Below are 26,274 nucleotides of genomic sequence, written 5' to 3'. Positions count from 1 at the left end.
AGTATGACCCTACTCACATCAGGGGTACATCGCCGACACTATGCTCGGCGGGTGCCCGGGTGACCCCCCGCACCGCGTACCGCCGCTTGTCGCCTCACCTCGCGCCGAGCCGGACGCTCCATCTGCTCGACAGATCCTGGAGTCACCATGTCTTCGTCCATCGTGGATCCCGCCGATCCCGTCTTCCGACTGCACGCCGGCGGCAAGATGGCCGTCGCCTCCACCGTCCCGCTGACCAGCCGGGAGGACCTCTCCCTCGCGTACACCCCCGGGGTGGCCCGGGTGTGCGAGGCGATCGCCGCCGACCCGGCCCTGGTTGACGACTACACCTGGGTGGGGCACACCGTCGCGGTCGTCACCGACGGATCGGCCGTGCTCGGGCTGGGCAACATCGGCCCGCGCGCGGCGCTGCCGGTGATGGAGGGCAAGGCGGTGCTGTTCAAGCAGTTCGGCGGCGTGGACGCGGTGCCCATCTGCCTGGACACCCAGGACGTGGACGAGATCGTCGCGGTGGTGAAGGCCCTGGCCCCCTCGTTCGGCGGGATCAACCTGGAGGACATCAGCGCGCCGCGTTGCTTCGAGGTGGAGCGCCGGCTCGACGAGGCGCTGCCCATCCCGGTCTTCCACGACGACCAGCACGGCACCGCGATCGTCGTTCTCGCCGCGCTGCGCAACGCGGCGACCCTGCTCAACCGCAAGCTCGGCGACCTTCGGGTGACGGTCAGCGGCGCGGGCGCGGCCGGGGTGGCGGTGACCCGGATGCTGATCGCCGGGGGAGTGGACCCGGCGCGGGTGGTGGTCTGCGACTCGAAGGGGATCATCGGCCGGCACCGGACCGAGCTCACCGGCACCAAGGCCGCCCTCGCGGCCGACACCAACGCCGCGGGCCGCCGGGGCGACGTCACCGAGGCCCTGCGCGGCGCGGACGTGCTGATCGGCGTCTCCGGCGGGCAGATCCCGGAGGAGGCGGTGGCCGCAATGGCGCCCGGCGGCATCGTCTTCGCGCTGGCCAACCCGACCCCCGAGGTGCACCCCGAGGTGGCCGCCCGGCACGTCGCGGTGGTCGCGACCGGCCGCAGCGACTACCCCAACCAGATCAACAACGTGCTGGCCTTCCCCGGGGTGTTCCGGGGCGCGCTGGACGCCCGGGCCACCCGGATCACCGAGGGGATGAAGGTGGCCGCCGCCGACGCGATCGCCGGCGTGGTCGCCGAGGCGCTGACCGCCGACGCGATCGTGCCGTCCCCGCTGGACCCGCGGGTCGCCCCCGCGGTGGCCGAGGCCGTCGCCGAGGCCGCCCGCCGCGACGGCGTCGCCCGCGCCTGAGACGGGACGACGGGCCCCTTCGCCGCCGTCCGGTCTGAGAAGGGGCCCTTCTTGACACCCCCGCTCCTTGCTACGGTGCGGATCATGCGTGCCGCCTTCGCGTCGAGCTTCGACGCCGACAATCCGCTCTCCGTGCTGACCGTCGGCGAGCGTCCCGAGCCGATCCACCCCGAGGACGACTGGGTCACCGTGCAGCTGCGGGCCAGCTCGCTCAACCACCACGACCTGTGGTCGCTGCGCGGGGTGGGGCTCGGCGCGGACCGGCTGCCGATGATCCTCGGCTGCGACGCCGTCGGCACCGACCCGGACGGCAACGAGGTCGTGGTCTACCCGCTGGTCGCCGACCCGGACGACCCGCGCGGCATTTCCATCCTCTCCGAGCACTTTCAGGGGACCCTCGCCGAGCGGGTGGCCGTACCCCGGATGAACCTGCTGCCCCTGCCGGGCGGCGTGTCCGCGACGGACGCCGCCTGCCTGCCCACCGCGTGGCTCACCGCCTGGCGGATGCTGACCACCAAGGGCCGGGTGGAGGACGCCGAGTCGGTGCTGGTCCAGGGCGCGGGCGGCGGCGTCGCCACGGCGGCCGTCGCGCTCGCCGTCGCGCTCGGCAAGCGGGTGTACGCGACCAGCCGCCACCCCGGCAAGCGGGAACGGATCACCGAACTGGGGGCGACCGCGCTGGAGCCCGGCGCCCGGCTCCCGGAGCGGGTCGACGTGGTGGTCGAGACGGTCGGGGCGGCCACCTTCGACCACTCGCTGAAGTCGGCCGCGCCGATGGCCCGGATCGTGGTCTCCGGGGCGACCGCCGGGCACGAGCCGAAGGTCAACCTGCGCCGGGTCTTCGCCATGCAACTGGAGATCCTCGGCACCTCGATGGGCACCCCGGGCGAGCTGACCGAGCTGCTGGCCTTCTGTGCCGAGCACGACGTGCGCCCGGTGGTGGACAGCGTGGTGCCGTTCAGCCGGGTCGAGGACGCCTTCGCCCGACTGCACTCGGGCGACGTCTTCGGCAAGATCGTCATCGACCACACGGCCTGATCGGCCCTCCGGCCGGGACGGGCCCGGGCACCCGGGGGCGAACGACTGGCCTCGCAGCCAGCAGGGGCCTCACAGCCGGTCGTCGAGGGTGGCGAGGCCACCCCGGACGGCCTCGGCCGGCAGCCGGCCCCTGGCCGCCGCGTCGCCGTACAGGGTCCAGCGGAGAAACTCGACGGTGGTGTCCGAGACCACCCGCAGGGCCGCGCCGTCGGTGAGCAGGGCGCGGCCGTGGTCGCCCTTCGGCAGGCTCAGCATCGCCTTGGGCCAGGGCACCCTGTCGTACGCCGCCCGGCCCGACGCGTAGCCGACCACCTCGTCGGCCTCGCCGTGCACGAACAGCTGCGGCGCGGCGGCCCCGGCGAACGCCGTGCCCACGCCCAGGGCGGTGCCGGCGAAGACCACCCCGGCGTCCAGCCGGTCGTCCCGCCCGGCGGTGAACAGGCCGATCGTGGTCACCCCGCCGGCCGAGTGCCCCGCCGCGGCCACCCGGTCGGTGGCGAGCCGGCCGCGCAGCGGGTCGCCCGCCTTCGCGTCCAGGGCGAGCACCCGGGTCAGCGCGTACGACACGTCGGCGGGCTGGTTGAGCACGTCCAGCACGTTGCCGTCGCCGCCCCGGGCGGTGTGCGGGAAGGCCGGCGCGGCCACCACGAGACCGGCCGCCGCCCACCGGGCGAGCAGGGTGGCGTAGTCGTCCGGCCGGCCGTTGAGGCCGTGGCTGAACATCACCACGGGGAACCGGCCGGTGGCGGCGGGCGTGGACCGGTCGGGCGTCCCGCCGGCTGCGCCCCGGGCCGGGTACCAGATGGTCACCGGCAGCGGCCGGTCGCCGCCGCGGTTGAGCTTGAGCTGGCGTACGCCGACCGCGAAGGACCCGCTCGGCGCGGTGCCGGCGGGCACGCTCGGCGCCGGGGTGGTGGCCTTCGGCGGCACCACCGGATCAACGCCGCGCCCGGCCGGCCCGGCGTCGCCCGAGCAGCCGCTCAGGACTGCGGCGAGCAGGGCGGCGGCCAGCAGGCCGGCGGTGCGACGGCGGGGCATGAACCCGATTGTGCCTCGCGGAGCGGGGCCGTCGGCCGGCATCGCAACGCAGGCGAGCGGACGATCACCCGGGGTGCGGGGGCGGGGCCGCCGGGCCGGTCGGTCCCGCCGGGCGCGTGGCGGCGGCGCGGAGGCGGGCGATGTCGACGACGTCCTTCGCGCGACGGGGCCGCTGCGGCATCCAGATCGGGTACATCTCCTTGAACTCGATCTGGGCGGCCACGGAGATGATCGGCGCGGTCAGGTCGCCGATCCGGCCGGGCGGCCCGTCGAGCATGCCTTCCGGCAGCGGCGTCCCCGCCCAGGGCCCGCCGCCCACGACCACCCGCCCCGACGCGTCCCGAGCCAGGTACGCGAAGCTCAGCTCGACGTCGTTCCGCAGCAGGTCGAGCTGCGTGTCGACGGGCACCCGGGGATCCACCCGCCAGCCCCGCCCGAGCAGCGCGGCGGACAGCCGGTCGACGTCGTCGCGCCAGCAGTACCAGTCGACGTCGAGGTGCGGCCGGGTCACCTCGCCGAGGTGGAAGTCCATCGCCCACCCACCCCGCAGCCACACCCCCATCCCACCCTCCAGCGCCACCTCCAGCACCTCGCCGATAGCCCTCACCTGCCGCCCCTCCACACCCACCCCTCCCGTCGCCCCACCCCACCCTGCCCCCGCTCCCGCTCCCACCCTGCCCCCGCTCCCGCTCCCACCCTGCTCCCGCTCGCCGCGATCTTGCACTTAGGGCCCGGGAAATGCACCCTCGGCCCTAAATGCCGGGGCCCCAACTGCAAGATCGCGGGCGAGGCGGGGCTGCGGGTGGGTGGGGCGGTGGGTGGGTCAGGGGGTGGGGAGGCGGGAGAGCCAGGTGGTGTCGGGGGAGCGGGCGAGGGTGGGGAGGCGGTGGAGGGCGGTGGGGTCGCCGTAGAGGGTCCAGCGGAGGAAGTCCGTGGTGACGGCGAGGGCCTGGGGGAATCCAGGGTGGCCGGGGGTCAGGTACGCGCCGTGGCCCTGGCCGGTGACGGTGAGGAACGCGGCCGGGCCGGGCGTCCGGGCGTACGCGGCCCGGCCGACGGTCACCGGCACCACCGGGTCGGCGCTGCCGTGCACGAACAGCACCGGTGCGGCGGGACCGGCGAACGCGCCGGCCAGGCCGCCCCCGGCGATCACGACGCCCGCCCGCAGCCGGGGGGAGTGCCCGGAGGTGAGCATCCCGGCGGTGGTGAAACCGCCCGCCGAGTGCCCGGCCGCGGCGAACCGGGCGACGTCCAGGTGGCCGGCGAGCGGGTCGCCCCGGCGGGTGTCGAGGCGGACCAGGTGTCGGATCAGCCGCCAGCCGTCGGCCGGCTGGTTGCGCACGTCCGCCCGGGTGAACCGGACCGCACCGCGCCGGGTGTGCGGGTACGCCGGAGCGGCCACCACGAACCCGGCGGCGGCCCACCGGGTGGTCAGCGGGGCGTGCAGCTCGGGGAGACTGTGCAGCCCGTGACTGAACACGACGACCGGGAACCGGCCCCGGGCGACCCCGCCGGGGCCGGCCGGATACCAGACGGTCACCGGCAGTGGGCGTGCGCCGGCCGGGTCGAGCGTGAACGTCCGCATCCCGACCGGGTACGCCCCGGCGGGCGCGGACCGGGCGGGCGGTTCCCCGCCGCCAGCGGCGGCGGTGGCCGGGCCGCAGCCGGCCAGCAGCGCCGTCATCAGCACGGCGACCAGCCGTCGAACCCCCACGCCACCTACGTTAGGCGGCCCGGGACCGGCGCGGCCCCGCCGTCCGGATCGGTCGGCGAAGCCACCCGGAGGGGCGGCTCCCCCCATCGGGCGGTCCTGCGGCGTTTCGCCCGCGTGGGGGCGGTTCGGCCGGACCACCTTGGCTATGGTCTGGCCCATGTCTGACAAGTACCTGGACCCGAGCGGCAACACAGAGCAGTTCCGGGCGTTCGCCCATGCCCCGGAGGCCGGCGCCCCGACCACCACGGCAGCGTCCCGGGCGCCCCTGGCCGTCGGCGCCGCAGCCGTCGCAGTGGTGCTGGTGGCCCTGGTCGCCTGGCTTGCCCTGGCCTGACCGGCCTGAAGCGAGCCGGCCTCAAGCGGCCTCAAACGAGCCGGCCTCAAGCGAGCCGGCCTCGAGCGGCCTTGAGCGAGCCGATCTCAAGCGAGCCGGTCCAGCGGAGGCTGGGCCTGGCCGGTCGGGGTCAGTGGGTCGTTTCGACCACCGCGCGGGTCTCCCGGGCGATCTCGCGCTCCTCGTCGGTGCCGATCACGCAGACGGCGACCTCCGCGCCGTCCGGGGAGATCACCCGGTCACCGCTGCCGGCGTTGCGCCCCGGGTCGACGGCGATGCCGAGCCGGTCCAGTCCGGCCAGCGCGGCGGTCCGCACCGCCGCGGCGTGCTCGCCCACCCCGGCGGTGAAGGTGACCGCGTCCACCCGCCCGAGCAGGGCGTAGTACGCCCCGACGTACCCGGTGATCCGGCGGCGGTAGACGTCGAAGGCGAGCGCGGCGGCCGGGTCCCCGGCGTCGCGGCGGGACAGCACCTCGCGCATGTCGTTGACCCCGGTCAGGCCGAGCAGGCCGCTGCGGTGGTTGAGCAGGTCGTCGATCTCGTCCACCCCCATCCCGGCCTCCCGGCGCAGGTGGAAGATGATCGTCGGGTCGAGGTCGCCGCTGCGGGTGCCCATCACCAGGCCCTCCAGCGGGGACATCCCCATCGAGGTGGCCACGCTGCGCCCGCCCTGCACGGCGCAGGCGCTCGCCCCGTTGCCCAGGTGCAGGGTGATCGTGTTCAGCTCCTCGTACGGCCGGCCCAGCAGCTCGGCGGTGCGCCGGGAGACGTACGCGTGCGAGGTGCCGTGGAAGCCGTACCGGCGGATGTCGTACCGCTGGGCGGTGTCCCGGTCGATCGCGTAGGTCGCGGCGGCCTCGGGCAGGGTGTGGTGGAACGCGGTGTCGAAGACGGCGACCTGTGGCACGCCGGGCAGCGCCTCGCGGGCCACCCGGATGCCGGCCAGGTTCGCCGGGTTGTGCAGCGGGGCGAGCGGCACGAGTTCCTCGATCGCCGCGAACACCGCGTCGTCGATGAGCACCGGCTCGGCGAAGCGCCGCCCGCCGTGCACCACCCGGTGCCCGACCGCGACCAGCCCGGCCAGGTCCAGCCGGCCGAGGATCTCCCGGACCGCCGTCTCGTGGTCGGCCGGGCCGCCCTCCGGCTCGCCGACCCGCTCCACCGTCCCGGAGGCGCGCACCTCGTCGCCGTCGTACAGCCGGTACTTGACCGACGACGAGCCGCAGTTGAGGACGAGCACCCGACTCATGACGACTCCCCGGCGGCGGCCTGGATGGCGGTGATCGCGACGGTGTTGACGATGTCCGGAACGGTGGCGCCCCGGGACAGGTCGTTGACGGGCCGGCGCAGGCCCTGCATCACCGGGCCGACGGCCACCGCTCCGGCCGAGCGCTGCACCGCCTTGTACGTGTTGTTGCCCGTGTTCAGGTCCGGGAAGATGAACACCGTGGACCGCCCGGCGACCGCGCTGTCGGGCAGCTTGGTGGCCGCGACCTTCGGGTCGATCGCCGCGTCGTACTGGATCGGGCCCTCTACCAGCAGCTCGGGGCGGCGCTCGCGGACCAGCCGGGTGGCCGCCGCGACCTTCTCCACGTCCGCCCCCGCCCCGGAGTCCCCGGTCGAGTACGACAGCATCGCCACCCGCGGCTCGATGCCGAACCGGGCGGCGGTGTCGGCCGAGGAGATGGCGATGTCGGCGAGCTGGGCGGCGTCCGGGTCGGGGTTCACCGCGCAGTCGCCGTACACCAGCACCCGGTCGGCGAGCAGCATGAAGAAGACGCTGGAGGCCACCGAGAGCCCGGGCACCGTGCGGATGATCTCGAAGGCGGGGCGGATGGTCGCGGCGGTGGTGTGGGTGGCCCCGGAGACCATCCCGTCGGCGTGCCCGGTGTGCACCATCATCGTGCCGAAGTAGTTCGGCTGGGCGACCACGTCGTGCGCCAGCTCGGCGGTCATGCCCCGGTGGGCGCGCAGCTTCGCGTACGCCTCGGCGAACTCGTCGCGCCACTCGCTGGCCGCCGGGTCGACCACGGTCGCCCCGGTGATGTCGATGCCGAGCTCCCGGGTGCGCCGGGCGACGTCGTCGGTGCGGCCGAGCAGCGTCAGGTCGACCACGCCCCGGCGCAGCAGGATCTCCGCCGCGCGCAGGATCCGCTCCTCCGTGCCCTCGGGCAGCACCAGGTGCCGGCGGGTGGCCCGGGCCCGGTCGATCAGGTCGTACTCGAACATCAGCGGGGTGACCCGCTCGGAGCGGCTGACCCGCAGCCGGCGGGCCAGGTCGTCGGTGTCGACGTTGGCCTCGAACGCGCCGAGCGCGGCCTCCACCTTGCGCGGGTTCGCGACGCTTGGCCGCCCCTCGATCCGGCTGGACGCGGCCACCGTGTCGTAGCTGTCGCTGGGCACCGACAGCACCGCGAGGCCGGTGTTCAGCCCCTCGACCAGGCGCATCGCCCTGGGGTCGGGCCGCTCCCCGAGGGTGAGCACCACCCCGGCTACGGAGACCTGGCCGGCCACGTGCGCGGCGCACGCCGCCACCAGCAGATCCGCCCGGTCACCCGGGGTGATCACCAGCGCGCCCTCGGTCAGGTGGTCGAGCAGCGTCGGCACGTGTGCCGCGCCGACCACGTAGTCCAACACGTCGCGGCCGAGCGCGGCGTCGTCGCCGGCCAGCAGGGTGGCACCGAGCGCCGCTGCCACCTCGGCCACCGTCGGCGCCGACACGGTCGGCACCTCCGGGATGGCGTACGCGGGGACGGGCAGCTCGGGCATCGTCATCGCCCCCGGCACCCGGTTGGCGATCACCGCCAGCACCGTCGCGCCCAGGTCCTCCAGGTCGTGGTACGCCCCGCGCGCGGCTGCCGCGATCGCCTCCGGCTCCTGCCCGAAGCCGTCGATCACCGGCACCACCACGCTGCCGAACTCGGTGGCCAGCCGGGCGTTGAAGGCCAGCTCGCGGGGGCCCGCGCCGTCCCCGCCGTCGGCGAAGTCGCTGCCCACCACCACCATCGCCGGGCAGCGCCGTTCGACGTCCCGGTACCGCTCGACGAGCCGGGAGATCAGCTCCTCGCGTCGGCCGTCGGCGACCAGCTCGGTGGCCTCCGCGTAGGTGGCGCCGTGCAGGTCGGCCATCGGCAGGTCGATCCGGTAGCGGTCGGTGAGCAGGGTGAGGATCGGGTCGGGGCCCCGCCCGGCGACCAGGGGCCGGAACGCGCCGATCCGCTCGACCTGTCGGGAAAGGAGTTCGGCGAGGCCGAGCGCGATGGTCGACTTCCCCCCGCCGGAACCCACACTGGTCAGATACACGCTCCGGGCCACGCCTCCACGCTACAAGATCGCTGCCTGCGGTGCCGCCGTCCCCTCTCCGACCTTGGGGGATCCTCGTCTCACTCAGGCCTCTGACCAGGCACTTCAGTTTTCCTCGCTCCTAGACTCGCCACTCGTGACCGACCGTCGGACCATCGTCCCGCCCTCGCCCCTGCCCGAGCAGCCGACCGAGCAGCCGGCCGTCGTGCGGCCCGTGACCGACGGTCCGACGGTTCCACTCTCCGTGACGGACGGTCCGACGGTCGTGGTGCCGGCCGTCACCGACGGTCCGACGGCCCTCCTGGCCGCGGTTCCCGACCTGCCGCCGGTCTTCGTCGACCCGAGCGGGCGGCGCGGGACCCGGCTGCGGCGGATCGCGTACGTCGCCGGGCTGGCCGGGCTCGCGTACACCGCGCTGGTCGGGGTGAGCTTCGCCGGTGGGCCGGTGCGCCCGGAGAACGTGCTGCCCTTCGTCGAGTCGACGCAGCGCCCCTGGAAAGCGCCCGTGCCGCCAGCCGCCCCGGCCCCCGCCCCCACCCCGACGACCGCGAAACCCACCACGCCGACCCCCGGCCCGACCCGTGCCACGGCGACCCGGAGCGCGCCCGCCGCCACGTCCTCGCCCCGGCCGTCGTCCCCGTCGGCCGGCAGCCCGAGTCCCAGCCGGAGCGCGGCGTCGCCCCCGGGCACCACCGCGCCTCCGACGACCGTGCCGCCCAGCACCGCGCCGCCCACGGCCGTCCCGCCCCCGGTCGTCGACCCACCGGGCCTACCGGAACAGGGCGAGTAGCGTGCGGACAGCCGCCAACCCGTCCACCGGTCGGCCCCCGCCGCCGGCCCGCCGCACCCGCCGCACCCGGCGGGCCCGCCGGTCCGCGCCGCCGCCGAGCTGGGCCCTGCTGGGCGTCCTGTTCGTCGTCCTGGCCGGCGTGCTCGTCGTCGGGGCGTACGCGAACGCCGCCTTCGTCCCCGACCGCGCGCAGCACGACGACGGCCAGGACCGGGTGCCCGCCGAAGTGGTCAACGGCGGCCCGATCATCAACGCCGCCGACGGCCAGAACCGCTCCTACCGACTGCCCGCACGCACCGTCGCGCTCACCTTCGACGACGGTCCCGACCCGAAGTGGACCCGCGAGGTGCTGCGGGTCCTCGACGCCCACCAGGTGAAGGGCACCTTCTTCGTGGTCGGGTCGCAGGCCGCCCGGCACCCCGAGTTGGTGCGGGAGTTGGTCGCCGGCGGGCACGAGGTCGGCGTGCACACCTTCACCCATCCCGACCTGACGACGCTGCCCGGCTGGCGTCGACGGATGGAGTACGCCCAGACCCAGCTCGCGCTCGCCGGCGCGGCCGGGGTCCGATCCTCGCTGATGCGGTTCCCGTACTCCTCGCACGCCGACGCGATCGACGACCGGGACTGGCCGCTGGTCACCGAGGCCGGCGAGCTGGGCTACCTCACCGTGCTCAACGACACCGACAGTCGGGACTGGGCGCTGCCCGGGGTGGACGCCACGGTCGCCAACGCCACGCCGGCCGGCTATTCGGGCGCGATCAGCCTGTGGCACGACGCCGGCGGGGACCGGGCCCAGACCGTCGCAGCCCTGGACCGTTTCATCCCGCTGATGAAGGAACGCGGCTACCGGTTCACCACCGCGACCGAGGGGCTGAACCTGACACTGGCCGCGGCCGGGGTCGACCACCAGGTGACCGGGAACCCGGTCGCGTCCGGGGCGGAACGGTGGCAGGGCCGGATGCTGGTCTGGGCGGTGCAGGGCGCCGACCGCACGCTCACCCTGTTCGGCGTGCTCTTCGTGCTCGTCGGCGTGCTCACCGTCGGGCGAACCGTCCTGCTGCTCCTGCTCGCCGGGCGGCACGCCCGGCGCCGCCGGGCCCGGGACTGGACCTGGGGACCGCCGGTGACCGAGCCGGTGTCGGTGATCGTCCCCGCGTACAACGAGAAGGAGGGGATCGCGGCGGCGGTCCGGTCGCTGGCCACCGGCGACCACCCCGGGGGCATCGAGGTCGTCGTGGTCGACGACGGCTCGACGGACGGGACCGCCGACATCGCCGAGGGGCTCGGCCTGCCGAACGTCCGGGTCGTGCGCAAGCCGAACGGCGGCAAGCCGAGCGCGTTGAACACCGGCGTGGCGCTGGCCCGCCACGAGTTGCTGGTGCTGGTCGACGGCGACACCGTCTTCGAGCCGGACGCCGTGCGCCGGCTGGTCCAGCCGTTCGCCGACCCGCAGGTGGGCGCGGTCGCGGGCAACGTGAAGGTGGGCAACCGGGACAGCCTGATCGCCAAGTGGCAGCACATCGAGTACGTCATCGGGTTCAACCTCGACCGCCGCCTCTACGAGACCCTGCGGTGCATGTCGACGGTGCCCGGCGCGATCGGCGGGTTCCGCCGGCAGGCCCTCGTGTACGCCGGCGGGATGACCGACGACACCCTGGCCGAGGACACCGACATCACCATGGCCCTGGGCCGGGCCGGCTGGAAGGTGGTGTACGAGGAGAGGGCCCGGGCGTGGACCGAGGCCCCGGCGACGATGGGGCAGCTGTGGAAGCAGCGCTACCGGTGGAGCTACGGCACCATGCAGGCGATGTGGAAGCACCGCCGCTCGCTGCTCGACCACGGCGCGTCCGGCCGGTTCAGCCGCCGTTGCCTGCTGTTCCTGAGCCTGTTCGGGGTGCTGCTGCCGCTGCTGGCGCCGGTGATCGACCTGCTCGCCCTGTACGGCCTGTTCTTCCTCGACCGGACCGCGACGGTGGTGGCCTGGCTGGCCATGCTGGCGGTGCAGTTCCTCACCGCGGTGGTGGCGTTCCGGCTGGACCGGGAGAAGCTGGGCGTGCTCTGGGTGCTGCCGTTACAGCAGTTCGTCTACCGGCAGCTGATGTACCTGGTGATGATCCAGTCGGTGGTCACCGCGCTGACCGGCGGCCGGCTGGGCTGGCAGAAGCTGCGCCGCACCGGCCTGCGCCCGACCGTCCGCGCCGGGAACGGCTGACGGTCAGCGGGCGCGGCGGGCCAGGTCGAGGGCGTACTCGGGCCACCAGACGCCGCTGTCCGGCTCGCCGGGCCGGCAGGCGTCGTCGGACTCGCCCGGGAACTTGACCCAGAGCAGGGCGTCCACCCGGTCCGGGCCGGGGTCGGCCGTGGGCTCCTCGCCGAGCGCCCGGCCCGGTGGGTTGCACCAGCTCGGCGCGCCGCCCACGGTACGGCCCGGGTGCGGGCCGTTGCCGTTGCGGCTGGTGTCGACGACGAACCGGGTCGCCCCGCCGAGCGCGTCGGAGAGCCGGTGACCGTAGCGGACGTTCTCCTCGGTGCCGACGAAGTTCGCCACGTTGAGGGCGAAGCCGGCCGCGTCGGCGATCCCGGCCCGGCGCAGCGCCGCGGCGAGCCGGTCGACGTCGGTGATCCAGCCGGGATGCCCGGCGTCGAGGTACACCCGGGCGTTGCCGGTGCTGCCAGCACGGCCACCGCGTCCCGCAGCAGCGCGAGCCGGCCGGCGACGTCGGGCACGCAGCCGGCCACGGCGTCCGGGACCGCGCCGGGTTCTAGGATCACGGTGACCGGCCGGCCGGCCACCCCGGCCGCGAGGTCCCGGATCCAGCGCTGGTAGTCCGCCGCGTCCCCGGCGCCGCCGGCCCCGCGCCGGGCGCAGTCGCGGTCCGGCACGTTGTGCACCACCAGCACCGGCGTCTGCCCGGCGACGGCCGCCGCCGTCAGGAAGGCGTCCACCTCGGCGCGGACCGCCGGGTTGCCGGTGAGCCACTTCGCGCTCGGCCGACCGGCGATCGCGCGCAGCGCCTCGGCGTCGGCGGTGCGCCCCTGAGCCGCCCAGCGGTCCGCCTGCGCGCCGGCCGGGTTCGCCGGGTCGACGTAGAAGACGGGCGGCAGGGCCGCCGGCGCGGCCCCGCCGTCGCCGTCCGGCCCGGCCGGGGGCGCGGGGTCGGTGCCGCAGCCGGCGAGCAGCAGCGCCAGGGTGACGCCGGCCGCCGCCCCGGCCCTTCGGCGGCTCAGTCCTCGTCCTCGTCGTCCAGGCGGGCCAGCCAGGTGGCGAACCGCTCGATCGGCGTCTCGAACTCGGGGTTCAGGTCGACGAAGTCGCGCAGCCGCTCGCCGAGCCACTCCATGCTGACCGACTCCTCGCCCCGGCGCTCGACCAGTTCCTCGATCCCGCGGTCGGTGAAGTACATCCGTACGTCCTCATTCCTGGGCCCGGCCGGCGGCCGGGTCGGGTGGTCCGCCGACGCGAGCGGGGCAGCGGCCCGTCGTGGTGACGGTCGCTGCCCCGCTGCGCGCGGTGCGGTCAGGTCACGGGCGGGGCAGGGCCGCCTCGATCAGCGCGTTCTGCTCGACCTCGTGCATCTTGGCCGAGCCGACCGCGGGGGCGGCGGCGGCCGGGCGGGAGATGCGGCGCAGCCGGATCTCGCTCAGGTGCTCCAGCAGGTTGAGCGCGACGAAGCTCCACGCGCCCTGGTTGGCCGGCTCCTCCTGCACCCAGGCGTAGTCCTCGGCGTTCGGGTACTGCGCCAGGGCGGCCCGGATCTCCTCGACGGGCAGCGGGTAGAGCTGCTCCATCCGGATGATCGCGGTGTCGGTGACGCCCCGGTCGGCCCGGGCCTGGAACAGGTCGTAGTAGACCTTGCCCGAGCAGAGCAGCACCCGCTTCACCTGCTCCGGTGCCGGAGCGGCGGTGTCGCGCAGCACCGGTTGGAAGGTGCCGGTGGTGAAGTCCTCGACCGGGGAGACGCAGAGCTTGTGCCGCAGCAGCGACTTCGGCGTGAACACCACCAGCGGCTTGCGCTTGGGCGACAGCGCCTGGCGGCGCAGCAGGTGGAAGTAGCTCGCCGGGGTGGTCGGGATGGCCACCCGCATGTTGTCCTCGGCGCAGAGCTGGAGGAACCGTTCCGGGCGGCCGGAGGTGTGGTCCGGGCCCTGGCCCTCGTGGCCGTGCGGCAGCAGCAGGGTGACCGCGGAGCGCTGGCCCCACTTCACCTCGCCGGAGGAGATGAACTCGTCGATCACCGACTGGGCGCCGTTGACGAAGTCGCCGAACTGGGCCTCCCAGGCGACCAGCGCGTTGATGTTCTCCACCGAGTAGCCGTACTCGAAGCCCATCGCCGCGTACTCGCTGAGCAGCGAGTCGTGCACGAAGAACCGGGACCGCTCGCCGTCGGCGGTGAGCGACTGCAGCGGCAGGTGGTCGGCGCCGGTCTTGGCGTCCACCACGGACGCGTGCCGCTGCACGAACGTGCCACGGCGCGAGTCCTGCCCGGCGAGCCGGACGGTGACCCCGTCGTGCAGCAGCGCGCCGAGGGCGATGATCTCGCCGAAGCCCCAGTCGATGTTGCCCTCGACGGACATCTTGGCCCGCCGGTCGAGCAGCTGCTGGATCCGCTTGTGCGGGGTGAAGCCCTCCGGCAGGTTGACGTGGGCGTCGCCGACCGCCTTGACCACGTCGACGCTGGTGGCGGTCTCCACCTGCGGCTCCGGCTCGTCCTCGCGGCGCTGCCGGGCCGGCTGCTTCGGCGCCGAGGCGGCGTCCCGGGTGGCCTTGAAGACCCGCTCCAGCTGCGACTGGTAGTCGCGCAGCAGCTCCTCCGCGTCCTCCACGGTGATGTCGCCCCGGCCGATCAGCTCCTCGGTGTAGAGCTTCCGGACCGACCGCTTCGAGTCGATGATCTTGTACATCTGCGGGTTGGACATCGACGGGTCGTCGCCCTCGTTGTGCCCGCGCCGGCGGTAGCAGACCATGTCGATCACGACGTCCTTGTTGAACGCCTGCCGGTACTCGAACGCCAGCCGGGCGACCCGGACCACGGCCTCGGGGTCGTCGCCGTTGACGTGCAGGATCGGCGCCTCGATCATCCGGGCCACGTCGGTGCTGTAGAGGCTGGACCGGGAGTGCTCCGGTGCGGTGGTGAAGCCGACCTGGTTGTTGACCACCACGTGCACCGTGCCGCCGGTGCGGTAGCCGCGCAGCTGTGACAGGTTGAGCGTCTCGGCGACCACGCCCTGGCCGGCGAAGGCGGCGTCACCGTGCACCGCCAGCGGCAGCACCGTGTACCCCTCCAGCTTGAGGTCGATCCGGTCCTGCTTGGCCCGGACGATGCCCTCCAGCACCGGGTCGACGGCCTCCAGGTGCGACGGGTTCGCCACCACCGACACCTTGACGGCGTGCTCGCCGTCCGGGGTGGTGAACTTGCCGTTCTGGCCGAGGTGGTACTTCACGTCGCCCGAGCCCTGGGTGGAGCGCGGGTCGAGGTGCCCCTCGAACTCCGAGAAGATCTTCTCGTACGGCTTGCCGACGATGTTGGCCAGCACGTTGAGCCGGCCGCGGTGGGCCATGCCGATGACGACCTCGTCGAGCCCCGCCTCGGCGGAGGACTCCAGCACCTCGCCGAGCAGCGGGATCAGCGACTCGCCGCCCTCCAGCGAGAAGCGCTTCTGGCCGACGTACTTGGTCTGCAGGAAGGTCTCGAACGCCTCGGCGGCGTTGAGCCGGTTGAGCACGTGCTTCTGCTCGTCGGTGCTGGGCTTCTCGTACTTGCGCTCGATCCGCTCCTGGATCCAGCGCCGCTCCTCCGGGTCCTGGATGTGCATGTACTCCACGCCGACCCGGCGGCAGTACGAGTCGCGCAGCACGCCGAGGATGCTCCGCAGCTTCATCCGCTGCTTGCCGGCGAAGCCGTTGACCGGGAAGACCCGGTCGAGGTCCCACAGGGTCAGCCCGTGCTGGAGCACGTCCAGGTCCGGGTGCTTGCGGATCTTGAATTCCAGCGGGTCGGTGTCGGCCATCAGGTGGCCGCGCACCCGGTACGCGTGGATCAGCTCGTGCACCCGCGCGGTCTTGTTGATCTGGCCCTCGGAGTCGACCGCGACGTCCCGCATCCAGCGCACCGGCTCGTACGGGATGCGCAGCGAGGTGAAGATCTGGTCGTAGAAGGCGTGCTCGCCGAGCAGCAGCTCGTGCATGACCTTGAGGAACTCGCCGGACTGCGCGCCCTGGATGATCCGGTGGTCGTACGTGCTGGTCAGGGTGATGATCTTGCTGACGGCCAGCTCGGCCAGGGTGGCCTCGCTCATCCCCTGGTACGGCGCCGGGTACTCCATGGCGCCGACGCCGATGATGGCGCTCTGCCCGGCCATCAGGCGCGGGATCGAGTGCACCGTGCCGATGCCGCCCGGGTTGGTCAGCGAGATCGTGGTGCCGGAGTAGTCGTCCATGGTCAGCTCGTTGCGGCGGGCGCGACGGACCACGTCCTCGTACGCCTGCCAGAACTGCCGGAAGTCCATCCGCTCGCAGCCCTTGATCGACGGGACCACGAGGTTGCGGGAGCCGTCGGGCTTGGCCAGGTCGATCGCGATGCCCAGGTTGACGTGCTCGGGGCGGACCATCGCCGGCTTGCCGTTGACCTCGGCGAAGGAGTTGTTCATCTCCGGGTGCTCGACGAGCGCCCGGACCATCGCGTACCCGATCAGGTGGGTGAAGCTGGCCTTGCCACCCCGCCCGCGGGCGAGGTGGTTGTTGATCACGATGCGGTTGTCCACCAGCAGCTTGGCCGGGACGGCCCGCACGCTCGTCGCGGTCGGCACGCTCAGCGAGGCGTCCATGTTCTGGACGATCTTCGCGGCGACGCCGCGCAGCGGAGTGGTCTGCGGGCCGGAGACGGCCGGCTTCGCCGGGGCGGCCTTGGCGGGCGCGGCGGGCTTCGCGGCCGGGGCGGGCTTTGCGGGCGCGGCCTTCGCCGGGGCCGGCTGCGCGGCGGGCTTCGCGGCCGGCTCCGCCTTCGGCGCGGCCGGCTCGGCCTTCGCCACCGGCTGGGCGACGGCGGCGGCGGCCTCCTGTTGCCCGGCGGGCTCCGGCGCGGCGGCAGCCGCCTTGTCGGCCTTGCCGTCGGGGCGGGGTGTGGCGGCGCCGGGGGCCGGCCGATAGTCGGCGAAGAAGTCATGCCAGGCCGAATCGACGCTGCTTGGGTCGGCGAGGTAGCGCTGGTACATCTCCTCGACGATCCACTCGTTCGGGCCGAAACCCGCCAGTGGGTTCTCCTGCGAAGTCTGCTGGGTCGACACGGCCGGTAATCGCCTCTTTCACGCGGGTTTGTGTGTCACGCGGTGTCAGCCGTTGCCCGGTACGCGGGTGGACGGGAGACGGCCCCCAGGCTACGCCGTAGGAACACGCTAGGCATTTCCGGCTCCGGCGCGTGGTCCGTTTCACAGAAGATGCAGAGTTTGGTCGACGCCGCGTGTCCAGCTGACCGCCGGTTGGAACGGGCCCGGTCCCCGGTGCGTGATCCAGTGATCACGCCCCGGGGCCGGGTCGCCGCGTCGACCGTAGGCGTCAGGAGATGTCCCGCCGCCGGATGGTGAGGGCGCCGATCAGGCCGGCCAGCACGGCGTACCCGATCAGCACTGCGGCCCCCGCCCAGCGGGGCGGGTTGCCCGGGATCTCGACCCCGCTGACCATCAGCGACGACGCCAGCGAGGGCACCACCACCTGGAGCTTGTTGATCCACTCGCCGTACCGGTCGGCCAGGAGGGCCAGCACGGCGACGGCCCCGATCGAGCCGCCCAGGTAGAGCAGGATGCCGGTGACCGTCGCGCCGATCTGGCTGCGGATCAGCACCCCGATCCCGACCCCCAGCACCGACCAGAGCAGGTACGCCAGCGCGTTCAGCCCGATCGCCCGCCAGACCGCGCCGCTGCCGAACTGGGCGCCGACGTCCACGCTGTTCAGGACCAGCGCCCCGAACACCAGGTTGAGCACGGTGGTGACCAGCCAGAACAGCATCGCGAGCACGGCCCCGGCGATCAGCTTGGCCACCATGACCGCCGTGCGGTGCGGCACCGTGAGGAACGTGGTGGTCACCGTCTGATGGAAGAACTCGCTGGTCACCACGATGATGCCGAGCAGCATCACGATCAGCAGCCCGAAGAACTGGCCGTTGGTGTAGATGTTGGCGGCCATGCTGTCCACCGACTGCACGGCCTGGATCTGGTCGGCCTGCTCGGCCGGCACGTCTTCGAAGCCCCCGCTGGCCAGCGCGTCGGTCTGCAACCAGTTGAACAGCAGGGCGAGGGCCCACAGCGGTAGCGAGATGAGCCCGAAGATCCACCAGGTGCTGGTGGTCCGGATCTTGAGCAGCTCGGATCGGACGAGGTTCATCGGATGCCCGCCTTTCCGGCCGTCAGCTCCAGGAAGACCCGCTCCAGGTCGGGTCGCTCCGGGGTCAGTTCGTGCAGCTCCACCTTCGCGGCCAGGGCGACCCGGCCGATGGCCGGGGCGTCCAACCCGCCGACCAGGAGCACGCCGTGCTCGCCGGTCTCCACCGTCGCGGACTGCTCGCGCAGCGCCGCGACCAACTCGTCGGCCTGCGGGGTACGCACCCGCACCTGGCCGCCCTGGGTCATCGAGCCGAGCACCTGCTCGACCGGCCCCTGCCGGATCAGCTTGCCGGCCGCGATGATCACCACGTCGTCGGCGAGCAGCTGCATCTCCGACAGCAGGTGACTGGAGACCAGCACCGTACGGCCCTCGTGGGCCAGGCCCTTGAGGAAACCGCGCATCCACCGGATGCCCTCGGGGTCGAGCCCGTTCGCCGGCTCGTCGAGGATCAGCACCCGGGGGTCGCCGAGCATCGCGGCGGCGATGCCGAGGCGCTGCTTCATGCCCAGTGAGTAGCCCTTGAACTTGCGCTTCGCCGCCGGGGTCAACCCGACCAGGGCGAGGACCTCGTCGGCCCGCTGCTTCGGCAGCCCGGCCGCCGCGCAGATCACCCGCAGGTGGTTGATCCCGGTGCGGCCCTTGTGCGCGCTGGACGCCTCCAGCACCGCGCCGACGTGGCGCAGCGGGTCGGCCAGGTCGACGTACCGCTGGCCGCCGATGGTCGCGCCGCCGCTGCTCGGGGTGACCAGGTTCAGCAGCATGCGCAGCGTCGTGGTCTTGCCGGCGCCGTTCGGGCCGAGGAAGCCGGTCACCCGCCCCGATGCGACCGTGAACGACAGATTGTCGACCGCCCGGACGTTCTTGTACTGCTTCGTAAGGCCGGACACCACGATCTGACCGCTGCCGATGGTGGGGCTTCGCTGCCCGTCAGACATCGTTCTCCTCCCGTGCGTGGCGCGTGGACGCGCCGACGTGTGCGGCGCTGTTGCGGATGCGCCGTCGCACAGCGTGGCAAGACGGCGCAACCAGGTCAATCAGGCGCGACACCTACACCCGACTCCGTCTCAGGCAGGAGGGCATCCTCCCCAGGGACGAGGCCGCCCGCCCCGCCCCCGCCGGTCACGCCCCGGGCAGCGCGATCCAGGTGGCCCGGGCGCGGCCCAGCAGGCGGCCGTCGGGGCCGTACAGGGCGGTGCGGACCAGCGCCTTGCGCCCCCGGGTGTCGTCCGCCACGCCGGTGACCACACACTCGTCGCCCGGGACCGGCAGCGCGTCCAGCACGGCGGCGATCCGGCCGAGCACGTACGGGCGGCCGGGGCCGATCACGGCCCAGCCCCCGGAGCAGTCCAGCGCCGCCCAGACCGTCGCGGGGGTGACCTCGGCCGGGGCGGTGAACGGCGCGGCCGTCCGCCCGTCCGGCAGCCGGCCGGGGAAGATCCGCAGGCCGTCGACCCGGTCCGGCCCGCAGACGTAGCAGCCGGGGAAGGGATGTTCTCTCAGCCCGGGGTACGCCGCCGCGGCGGCCCGCGCCGTGCCGAGGTCCACCGGCGGCACCGCCTCCGGGGCGTCCCCGGCCGGGCGCACCTCGGCGATCAGCCGGCCACCGGGGTCGCGGACCTCCCCGCCGGCCACGGTCAGCGGGGTCTCCAGCGGCGGCGGCTGCCGCAGCGTCACCTCGACCGGCCCGTCGTGCTCGGTGGCGGCGGCGAGAGCGGCGGCGGTCCAGCCGCCGTTGCCCGAGCCGGGCGGACCGTTGAACCGCGCCGGGATGATCACTGTCATGGACGGTCCTCCTGGCGTCTCCGGTGACGTGGACCACCCTCTCATCCCGGTCCGGGCCGATCGCCCGGTGGCGTCCATCGGACGCCTTCCCGACACGCGACAGTCTTGTTCAGTCGCGATGTATCGCGTTACGCTCTCCTTGTGGACGCGCCGCTCGGGCACGTCCGGGCGGGGAGGAAACCATGGCCAGTTGGACCGTCGACAGCCCGCAGCGACTCACCCTGGACGAGCCGGTCACCTCGCTGAAGGTCGACCTGGTCGCCGGGCGGCTCAACGTGGTCGGCACGGACGGGCCGGCCCGGGTGGACGTCACCCGGCTCAGCCGTCGGCCGGTGATAGTCGAGCACCGGGACGGTGTGCTGACCGTCCGGCACGAACGGCACCCGAGGATGCCCGGGAGGCTCTGGTGGCTCGGCCAGTTCGGCCGGCGCTTCCGGGCCGACGTCTCGATCGCCGTCCCCGCCGACGTGCCGGCCGACCTGACCCTGGTCGTCGGCCCACTGGTCGCCTCGGGCCTGCGCCGGCAGACCCAGGCCAAGGTCACGACGGGGCAGATCACCCTGATGGGCGTCCGCGGCCGGACCACCGCGAAGATCGTTTCCGGGTCGGTGGAGGCGTTGGGGGTCGCCGGGGACCTGAGCCTGGAGACCGTCTCCGGCGAGGTGGTCCTCGCCGACAGCGCCGCCGGCACGGTCCGCGCGCACACCGTCTCCGGCGAGATCACCTGCGACCTGGACAACCCGCGCGGCGGGGAGATCCAGCTCAGCACCATCTCCGGCGCCATCACCATCCGGGTCCGCCGGGACAGCGACCTCTCCGTGCACCTGCACACCACCGCCGGCCGGATCACCAGCGGCTTCCCCGAGGTGCGCGACCGGGCCGGGCTGGGCGGCATGCGGGAGAGCGAGGGGATCATCGGCACGGGCGCGGGTAAGCTCTGGGCGTCCGCGACCTCCGGCAGCATCGCGCTGCTCGCCCGCCCGGTCGGCGACGAAAAGGAGGAGGAGCTTCCGTGACCGCCGTGTTCAGCCACGGGCGGCTCCGGCTCTATCTGCTCAAGCTCCTCGACGACGGCCCCAAGCACGGGTACGAGCTGATCCGCCTGCTGGAGGACCGTTTCCTCGGCCTGTACGCGCCCAGCGCCGGCACCATCTATCCCCGGCTCCAGCGGCTGGAGGTCGAAGGGCTGGTGACCCACACCGCCGCCGGTGGTCGCAAGGTCTACGAGATCACCGAGGCGGGCCGGGCCGAGCTGCGCCAGCGGGCCGGAGAGCTGGCCACCCTGGAGTCCGACATCAGCGCCTCGGTGGCGGACCTCTCCGCCCTGGCCGGCGAGATCCGCTCCGAGGTGCGCGGCTCGATCCACGACCTCAAGCGGGAGCTGCGTGAGGCCACCCGGCAGACCCGGCGTACCAGGTGGGAGCCGCCGCCCCCGGACCCGGCGCGGCCGGCCGACCCGGCGGGGGAGTCGCCCCTGCTGGCCGAGTTCGACCAGCGGCTGGCCGCGTTCACCGTCGAGGTCGGCGGTCTGGTCCGCGCCGGCCGGCTCAGCGACGCTCAGCTCCGCACGGCGATCCGGGCGCTCGACGGTGCCCTGGACGGGCTGCGCCACCTGCTGCGCTGACGGCTCCGGCGGCGCTCTCAGGGTTTTTCCAGCAACCGCCCAGCGTGAGCGCAGCGATGTCACGGATGATGGACGGCATGGCCGCTACCCAGACCGAGGCGCGACTGCTCGTCGTCGAGGATGACCCCAACATCCTGGAACTGCTCTCCGCGAGCCTCCGCTTCGCCGGCTTCGACGTGGCCACCGCGACCAGCGGGAGCGCCGCGCTGAGCGCCGCCAAGGACCACCGCCCCGACCTGGTGGTCCTCGACGTGATGCTGCCCGACCTCGACGGGTTCGAGGTCATCCGGATGCTCCGGGAGGGCGGCACCCGCACCCCGGTGGTCTTCCTGACCGCCCGGGACGCCACCGACGACAAGATCCGTGGGCTGACCCTGGGCGGCGACGACTACGTCACCAAGCCGTTCAGCCTGGAGGAGCTGACCGCCCGGATCCGGGCCGTGCTGCGCCGGACGGCCAGCGGCGAGCAGGCCCCGTCCCGGCTCACCTTCGCTGACCTGGAGTTGGACGAGGAGACCCACGAGGTGCACCGGGCCGGGCAGCGGGTGCAGCTCTCGCCGACCGAGTTCAAGCTGCTGCGGTACCTGATGCTCAACGCCAACCGGGTGCTGTCCAAGGCGCAGATCCTCGACCACGTGTGGAACTACGACTTCCGGGGCGACGACAACATCGTCGAGTCGTACATCTCCTACCTGCGGCGCAAGGTCGACAACACCCAGCCCCGTCTGATCCACACCCTGCGCGGAGTGGGGTACGTCCTGCGCAAGCCGGCGGCGTGAACGCCGTCGCCCAGGCGAAGGGGCGGCTGCGGAGCGTACCGCTGCGGGTGAAGCTGGTGGCGGCCGTGCTGACGCTGGTCGCCGTCGCCCTGGTGGTGATCAGCTCGCTGACCACGTACTTCCTGCGCAACTACCTGGTCGCCCAGGTCGACGGCGAGCTGCGGTCCGCGGTGAGCTACATAGAGTCCGCCCTGCTCAACCCGCAGGTCGGGGATTCGCTAGTCCTCACCGATTACCTGGTGGTGGCCACCGACGGGCGGACCGGCGAGGTCACGGTCGTCCAGTACGACCCCCGATTCCGCGTCGACGACGTGCCGCAGTGGCCGAGCGACGCGGCCGGCTTCGCCGCCCGGGCCGGCGAGCCGAGGACTGTGCCGGCCCGCAACAGCGGGGTGCGCTGGCGGATCGTCTACGCCAAGCTGCCGAACGGGCAGATGGTGGCCATCGGGCAGAACCTCACCGACGTGGACCAGGCGGTCAAGCGGTTGGTCTGGATAGACCTTCTGGTCGGCGGGGCGGTGCTGGTCCTGCTCGCCTCCATCGGGGCGGCGATCGTGCGGACCAGCCTCAAACCGCTGGTGGACATCGAACGCACCGCCGGGGCAATCGCCGGCGGCGACCTGACCCGGCGGGTGCCCGACCCGGAGGAGGGGCAGCCCTTCCCCACCTCGGAGCTGGGGCGGCTGTCCCGGGCGCTGAACGCGATGCTGGCCCAGATCGAGGCGGCGTTCACCGCCCGCGCCGCCTCGGAGATCGCCGCCCGGTCGGCCGAGGCGGGCGCCCGCGACGCGGCAGCCGCAGCCCAGGCGTCCGAGACCAGGGCCCGGCGCTCCGAGGAACGGATGCGGCAGTTCGTCGCCGACGCCTCGCATGAGCTGCGTACGCCGCTGACCACCATCCGGGGCTTCGCCGAGCTGTACCGGCAGGGGGCCGCCCGGGCCCCCGAGGAGACCGCTGGCCTGCTGCGCCGGATCGAGGACGAGGCGTCCCGGATGGGGCTGCTGGTGGAGGACCTGCTGCTGCTGGCCCGGCTGGACCGGGAGCGCCCGCTCTCGCTGGCCCCGGTGGAGCTGCCGCTGCTGGCCGGCGACGCCGTGCAGGCCGCCCGGGTGGTGGCCCCGGACCGGCGGATCGGGCTGGAGATCGAGCCCGGCTCCGGGCCGCTGGTGGTGCTCGGCGACGACGCCCGGCTGCGCCAGGTGATCGGCAACCTGATGACCAACGCGCTCACCCACACCCCGCCGGACGCCTCGGTGACCCTGCGGCTGCGTACCGAGCCGGGAAACCTGGCGGTGGTCGAGGTCGTGGACACCGGCCCCGGGCTCTCCCCGGAACAGGCCGAGCGGGTCTTCGAGCGCTTCTACCGGGCCGACGCCGCCCGCACCCGCCGGGCCGGCGGGGCCACCGGGACCGGGCTGGGCCTGGCCATCGTGGCGGCGCTGGTGGCCGCCCACCACGGCGCAGTCGAGGTCGCCGAGACCCCCGGCGGGGGCGCGACCTTCCGGGTCCGGCTGCCGCTGCTGCCGGACATCGACGATCCGGGCGAGTGACTTTCAGGCAACTTCCAGGCTGGTTCCAGGCTGATCGCAGTGGCAGGGGAGAAGGTGGACACATGACCGAGTACGAGACCGACCCGCAGCGGCGGCCGGCACCCTCCGACGCCGAGCCGTCGTACCCCACCGCCGAGCTGTCCCGCCGCGAGCCCGGGCAGTCCGACTCCCCGGCCGTCCAGCCCCACGCTCCGGCCGCGCCGACCGCCCCCACGACCCCCTCCACCGCCACGGTTGACGCGTCCACCGCCACGGCTGACGCGTCCACCGCCACGGCTGACGCGTCCACCGCCACGGCTGACGTGCCCGTCGTGTCCCACGCTCCGGCTACCGGGCCCGGCTCCGCCGCCCCGGTCTCCGGACCCGGCCCGGCGCCGGTCTCCGGACCCGGCCCGTACCCGTACGGCGGTTACGCCCCGCCGGCCGCCACCCCGTCCGGCGCGCCGTACCCGGTCGCCGGGCAGCAGCAGCCGGCCGGGCAGTACCCGACGAGCCCCTGGCAGCCCGGGCAGCAGTCCGGCTGGGCCGCGGGGGGCCAGCACGGACCGGCGACCCCCGAGTACGCCCCGCACGCCGGGAGCCCCACGTACCCGGGCGGCCCGGTGCCGCCGCAGCACCCCGGCCAGCAGGTCCCGCAGTGGGCGCAGGGCCCGGCCCCCAAGCCGAGCCGGATCGCCAAGCTGGCCGGCGCGGGCGTCGCCGTGTTCGCGCTGATGCTCGGCTCCGGTGTCGCCGGTGGCGCACTCGCGCTCGCCGTGAACGGCGACTCGGGCGGGATCACCCGCACCTACTCCGCCGCGCCGGTGATCAACGGCGCCGACCTGCCGAAGATCGCCGCCGCCGTGCAGGACAGCGTGGTCTCGATCACCACCGGCAGCGGCGAGGGCTCCGGCGTCATCCTCAGCGCCGACGGCTACGTGCTCACGAACAACCACGTGGTGGCCTCCGCCAGCGGCGGCACCCTGCGGGTGATCTTCGCCGACGGCAAGAACGCCGAGGCGAAGATCGTCGGCACCGACCCGAAGACCGACCTGGCCGTGGTGAAGGCCAACGGGGTCAGCGGCCTCAAGGCCGCCAAGTTCGGCGACAGCGACGGCATGCAGGTCGGTGACCAGGTGCTGGCCCTGGGCAGCCCGCTGGGCCTGCAGGGCTCGGTCACCTCGGGCATCGTCAGCGCCCGGGACCGCACCATCCAGGCCGGCGAGAACCAGCAGCAGAACCCGAGCCAGGGCGTCAGCTCGATCGCCGGGCTGCTCCAGACCGACGCCCCGATCAACCCGGGCAACTCCGGCGGCGCGCTGGTCAACACCCGGGGCGAGGTGATCGGCATCAACACCGCCATCGCCACCTCCGGGCAGAGCACCGGCAACATCGGCGTCGGCTTCGCCATCCCGAGCAACAAGGCCAAGGACGTCGCCGGGAAGCTCCAGCGCGGCGAGAAGGTCAGCCACCCCTCGCTCGGGGTGGGCGTGAACTCGGCCGAGGACGGCGGCGCGGTGGTCGCGTCCGTCACCCCGGGCAGCGCTGCCGAGAAGGCCGGCCTCCAGCGGGGCGACGTGATCACCAAGTTCGGCGACACGGTGGTCAACGACTCCAACGATCTGGTGGGCGCCGTCCAGGCCGGCAAGGTCGGCGATCGGGTCGAGGTGCAGTACCAGCGAAACGGATCGGCGGCGACGGCAACCGTCACGCTCTCCGAGACGTCGTAACACCAGCAGACCTACCTCCTCCGGGGCGGTGGGTGGCGGAGCCAAGGGGGTTGGCTCCGTCACCCACCGCCCCCTCCCTGTTCCGGCGCGTCCCCCACCCGATCCGGGTGAGCCGGTCTCACCCCCTCGCCGGGCACGGTGACCAGGTGCGGGGTGGCGCGGGAGGGGGAACCATGGACACGGCGACGAGCGCCCGGACCGATCCGGAGATCCACCGCGACGTCCTCGCGGAGCTGGACTGGGATCCCCAGGTCCCGCCGACCGTGGTCGGGGTGGCCGTGCTGCACGGCGTGGTCACCCTCACCGGCTCGGTGGACAGCTACGCCCACCGCTGGGCGGCCGTACGGTGCGCCCAGCGGATCCGCGGCGTCCGCGCGGTCGCCGACGACATCGAGGTACGCCCGTCGGACGTCCCCGGGCAGACCGACACCGAGCTGGCCCTCGCGGCCGGGCGGGCCCTGGAATGGGACAGCTTCGTGCCGGCCGAACGGCTGGACGTCACCGCCGCCAACGGGTGGCTGATCCTGCGGGGCGAGGCGGAGTTCGGCTGGCAGCGGCGTACCGCCGAACGGGAGCTGCGCCGGCTGCGGGGCGTGCGCGGGGTGACCAACCTCGTCGAGGTCCGCCCCGCGCGGCGGCCGACCGGCGAACGCGCCCGGCACGACGTGCAGCGGGCCGTGTCCCGGATCCTCGGCACCGAGCGGGTACAGGCCCGGGTGCGCGGCGACACCGTGGTCCTCACCGGCGTGGTCCGCTCCTGGTGGGAACGGGACGAGGCGGAACGGATCGCCTGGTCGGCCCCGGGGGTGCGGGCCGTCGACGACCGGCTCGTGGTGGTCGGCTAGGGGCGCGGGCGACCGGCTGGTGGGACCAACCGGGCCGGGCGACCGGCGGGGGCGCCGTGCGCCCG

General features: G+C 73.8%; 22 protein-coding genes and 1 pseudogene. 11 read left to right on the top strand and 12 right to left on the bottom strand.

Translation table 11 applies throughout. The annotated features are described in order from the left end of the window. The first annotated feature begins 147 nt into the window (after positions 1–147). Together ACQPZO_RS25710 and ACQPZO_RS25705 are read left to right on the top strand one after the other, a co-directional pair. Positions 148–1,326, top strand: a complete 1,179-nt coding sequence (locus tag ACQPZO_RS25710) for an NAD(P)-dependent malic enzyme (RefSeq protein ID WP_433344522.1) — start codon at positions 148–150, stop codon at positions 1,324–1,326. Between the two features lie 75 nt (positions 1,327–1,401). After that, positions 1,402–2,364 carry a zinc-binding dehydrogenase gene (locus tag ACQPZO_RS25705; protein WP_433351256.1) on the top strand — a complete coding sequence of 321 codons (963 nt, stop codon included), beginning with the start codon at positions 1,402–1,404 and terminating at the stop codon, positions 2,362–2,364. 69 nt (positions 2,365–2,433) lie between these two features. On the opposite strand, the gene ACQPZO_RS25700 is transcribed toward ACQPZO_RS25705, so the two are convergent. The 3 genes from ACQPZO_RS25700 to ACQPZO_RS25690 all read right to left on the bottom strand — a co-directional run bounded on the left by ACQPZO_RS25700 (position 2,434) and on the right by ACQPZO_RS25690 (position 5,086). Beyond that, positions 2,434–3,402 carry an alpha/beta hydrolase family protein gene (locus ACQPZO_RS25700; protein ID WP_433344521.1) on the bottom strand — a complete coding sequence of 323 codons (969 nt, stop codon included), beginning with the start codon at positions 3,400–3,402 and terminating at the stop codon, positions 2,434–2,436. A gap of 64 nt (positions 3,403–3,466) precedes the next feature. Continuing rightward, positions 3,467–4,009, bottom strand: a complete 543-nt coding sequence (locus ACQPZO_RS25695) for a nucleotidyltransferase domain-containing protein (RefSeq protein ID WP_433344520.1) — start codon at positions 4,007–4,009, stop codon at positions 3,467–3,469. A 216-nt stretch (positions 4,010–4,225) separates the two neighbouring features. Then, on the bottom strand, positions 4,226–5,086 hold the full coding sequence (locus tag ACQPZO_RS25690) for an alpha/beta hydrolase family protein (protein ID WP_433351254.1): 861 nt from the start codon (positions 5,084–5,086) through the stop codon (positions 4,226–4,228). 187 nt (positions 5,087–5,273) lie between these two features. Here ACQPZO_RS25690 and ACQPZO_RS25685 point away from each other — a divergent pair, with 187 nt between their 5' ends. After that, positions 5,274–5,450 (top strand): hypothetical protein, encoded by a 177-nt coding sequence (locus ACQPZO_RS25685; protein WP_433344519.1) that lies wholly within the window; start codon positions 5,274–5,276, stop codon positions 5,448–5,450. A gap of 130 nt (positions 5,451–5,580) precedes the next feature. Here ACQPZO_RS25685 and ACQPZO_RS25680 read toward each other — a convergent pair whose 3' ends face one another. Beyond that, the gene (locus ACQPZO_RS25680) at positions 5,581–6,699 is read right to left on the bottom strand and encodes an acetate/propionate family kinase (RefSeq protein ID WP_433344518.1); all 1,119 of its coding nucleotides are present in this window, start codon (positions 6,697–6,699) and stop codon (positions 5,581–5,583) included. Further along, the gene (gene pta, locus ACQPZO_RS25675; protein WP_433344517.1) at positions 6,696–8,765 is read right to left on the bottom strand and encodes a phosphate acetyltransferase; all 2,070 of its coding nucleotides are present in this window, start codon (positions 8,763–8,765) and stop codon (positions 6,696–6,698) included. The genes ACQPZO_RS25680 and pta overlap by 4 nt, the downstream gene beginning before the upstream one ends. Before the next feature lie 124 nt (positions 8,766–8,889). Here pta and ACQPZO_RS25670 point away from each other — a divergent pair, with 124 nt between their 5' ends. Both ACQPZO_RS25670 and ACQPZO_RS25665 read left to right on the top strand, forming a co-directional pair. Next, positions 8,890–9,543: a hypothetical protein gene (locus tag ACQPZO_RS25670; protein ID WP_433344516.1), complete on the top strand. Its 654-nt coding sequence runs from the start codon at positions 8,890–8,892 to the stop codon at positions 9,541–9,543. Position 9,544: 1 nt separating this feature from the next. Beyond that, entirely contained in the window at positions 9,545–11,755 is a 2,211-nt protein-coding gene (locus ACQPZO_RS25665; protein ID WP_433344515.1) for a bifunctional polysaccharide deacetylase/glycosyltransferase family 2 protein, read from the top strand. Positions 11,756–11,758: 3 nt separating this feature from the next. Here the strand turns inward: ACQPZO_RS25665 and ACQPZO_RS25660 are convergent, their stop codons facing one another. The 7 genes and pseudogenes from ACQPZO_RS25660 to ACQPZO_RS25630 form a co-directional block, all read right to left on the bottom strand. Further along, complete coding sequence (locus tag ACQPZO_RS25660; protein ID WP_433344514.1) at positions 11,759–12,196, bottom strand: glycoside hydrolase family 6 protein; 438 nt, start codon at positions 12,194–12,196, stop codon at positions 11,759–11,761. A 71-nt stretch (positions 12,197–12,267) separates the two neighbouring features. Further along, positions 12,268–12,546 (bottom strand): annotated as a pseudogene (locus ACQPZO_RS25655) (glycoside hydrolase family 6 protein); the annotation flags it as partial. Positions 12,547–12,767: 221 nt separating this feature from the next. Continuing rightward, positions 12,768–12,947, bottom strand: a complete 180-nt coding sequence (locus tag ACQPZO_RS25650; protein WP_350886925.1) for a DUF6104 family protein — start codon at positions 12,945–12,947, stop codon at positions 12,768–12,770. Positions 12,948–13,065: 118 nt separating this feature from the next. Continuing rightward, positions 13,066–16,827 carry a multifunctional oxoglutarate decarboxylase/oxoglutarate dehydrogenase thiamine pyrophosphate-binding subunit/dihydrolipoyllysine-residue succinyltransferase subunit gene (locus ACQPZO_RS25645; RefSeq protein WP_433344513.1) on the bottom strand — a complete coding sequence of 1,254 codons (3,762 nt, stop codon included), beginning with the start codon at positions 16,825–16,827 and terminating at the stop codon, positions 13,066–13,068. 268 nt (positions 16,828–17,095) lie between these two features. Continuing rightward, positions 17,096–17,920 carry an ABC transporter permease gene (locus ACQPZO_RS25640; RefSeq protein ID WP_433344512.1) on the bottom strand — a complete coding sequence of 275 codons (825 nt, stop codon included), beginning with the start codon at positions 17,918–17,920 and terminating at the stop codon, positions 17,096–17,098. Continuing rightward, positions 17,917–18,855 carry an ABC transporter ATP-binding protein gene (locus ACQPZO_RS25635; RefSeq protein ID WP_433344511.1) on the bottom strand — a complete coding sequence of 313 codons (939 nt, stop codon included), beginning with the start codon at positions 18,853–18,855 and terminating at the stop codon, positions 17,917–17,919. Before ACQPZO_RS25635 ends, ACQPZO_RS25640 begins: the two co-directional genes overlap by 4 nt. Before the next feature lie 184 nt (positions 18,856–19,039). Continuing rightward, the gene (locus ACQPZO_RS25630) at positions 19,040–19,696 is read right to left on the bottom strand and encodes a hypothetical protein (RefSeq protein WP_433351253.1); all 657 of its coding nucleotides are present in this window, start codon (positions 19,694–19,696) and stop codon (positions 19,040–19,042) included. Positions 19,697–19,884: 188 nt separating this feature from the next. Between ACQPZO_RS25630 and ACQPZO_RS25625 the strand changes: the two genes are divergently transcribed. The 6 genes from ACQPZO_RS25625 to ACQPZO_RS25600 all read left to right on the top strand — a co-directional run bounded on the left by ACQPZO_RS25625 (position 19,885) and on the right by ACQPZO_RS25600 (position 26,209). Beyond that, entirely contained in the window at positions 19,885–20,718 is an 834-nt protein-coding gene (locus ACQPZO_RS25625) for a DUF4097 family beta strand repeat-containing protein (RefSeq protein ID WP_433344510.1), read from the top strand. After that, positions 20,715–21,326, top strand: a complete 612-nt coding sequence (locus tag ACQPZO_RS25620; RefSeq protein WP_433344509.1) for a PadR family transcriptional regulator — start codon at positions 20,715–20,717, stop codon at positions 21,324–21,326. The genes ACQPZO_RS25625 and ACQPZO_RS25620 overlap by 4 nt, the downstream gene beginning before the upstream one ends. A gap of 77 nt (positions 21,327–21,403) precedes the next feature. After that, positions 21,404–22,105 carry a response regulator transcription factor gene (locus ACQPZO_RS25615; protein WP_161685324.1) on the top strand — a complete coding sequence of 234 codons (702 nt, stop codon included), beginning with the start codon at positions 21,404–21,406 and terminating at the stop codon, positions 22,103–22,105. Continuing rightward, complete coding sequence (locus ACQPZO_RS25610; protein WP_433344508.1) at positions 22,102–23,655, top strand: ATP-binding protein; 1,554 nt, start codon at positions 22,102–22,104, stop codon at positions 23,653–23,655. Before ACQPZO_RS25615 ends, ACQPZO_RS25610 begins: the two co-directional genes overlap by 4 nt. A gap of 62 nt (positions 23,656–23,717) precedes the next feature. Next, positions 23,718–25,364 carry a trypsin-like peptidase domain-containing protein gene (locus ACQPZO_RS25605; RefSeq protein WP_433344507.1) on the top strand — a complete coding sequence of 549 codons (1,647 nt, stop codon included), beginning with the start codon at positions 23,718–23,720 and terminating at the stop codon, positions 25,362–25,364. 173 nt (positions 25,365–25,537) lie between these two features. Beyond that, complete coding sequence (locus ACQPZO_RS25600) at positions 25,538–26,209, top strand: BON domain-containing protein (RefSeq protein WP_433344506.1); 672 nt, start codon at positions 25,538–25,540, stop codon at positions 26,207–26,209. The last annotated feature ends 65 nt before the right edge of the window (positions 26,210–26,274 follow it).

This window comes from Micromonospora sp. CA-111912 (genome assembly GCF_050948415.1).
Classification (GTDB): Bacteria; Actinomycetota; Actinomycetes; order Mycobacteriales; family Micromonosporaceae; genus Micromonospora.
Note: the sequence above shows the minus strand (reverse complement) of the source record. Positions and strands in the feature narration are given on the sequence as shown.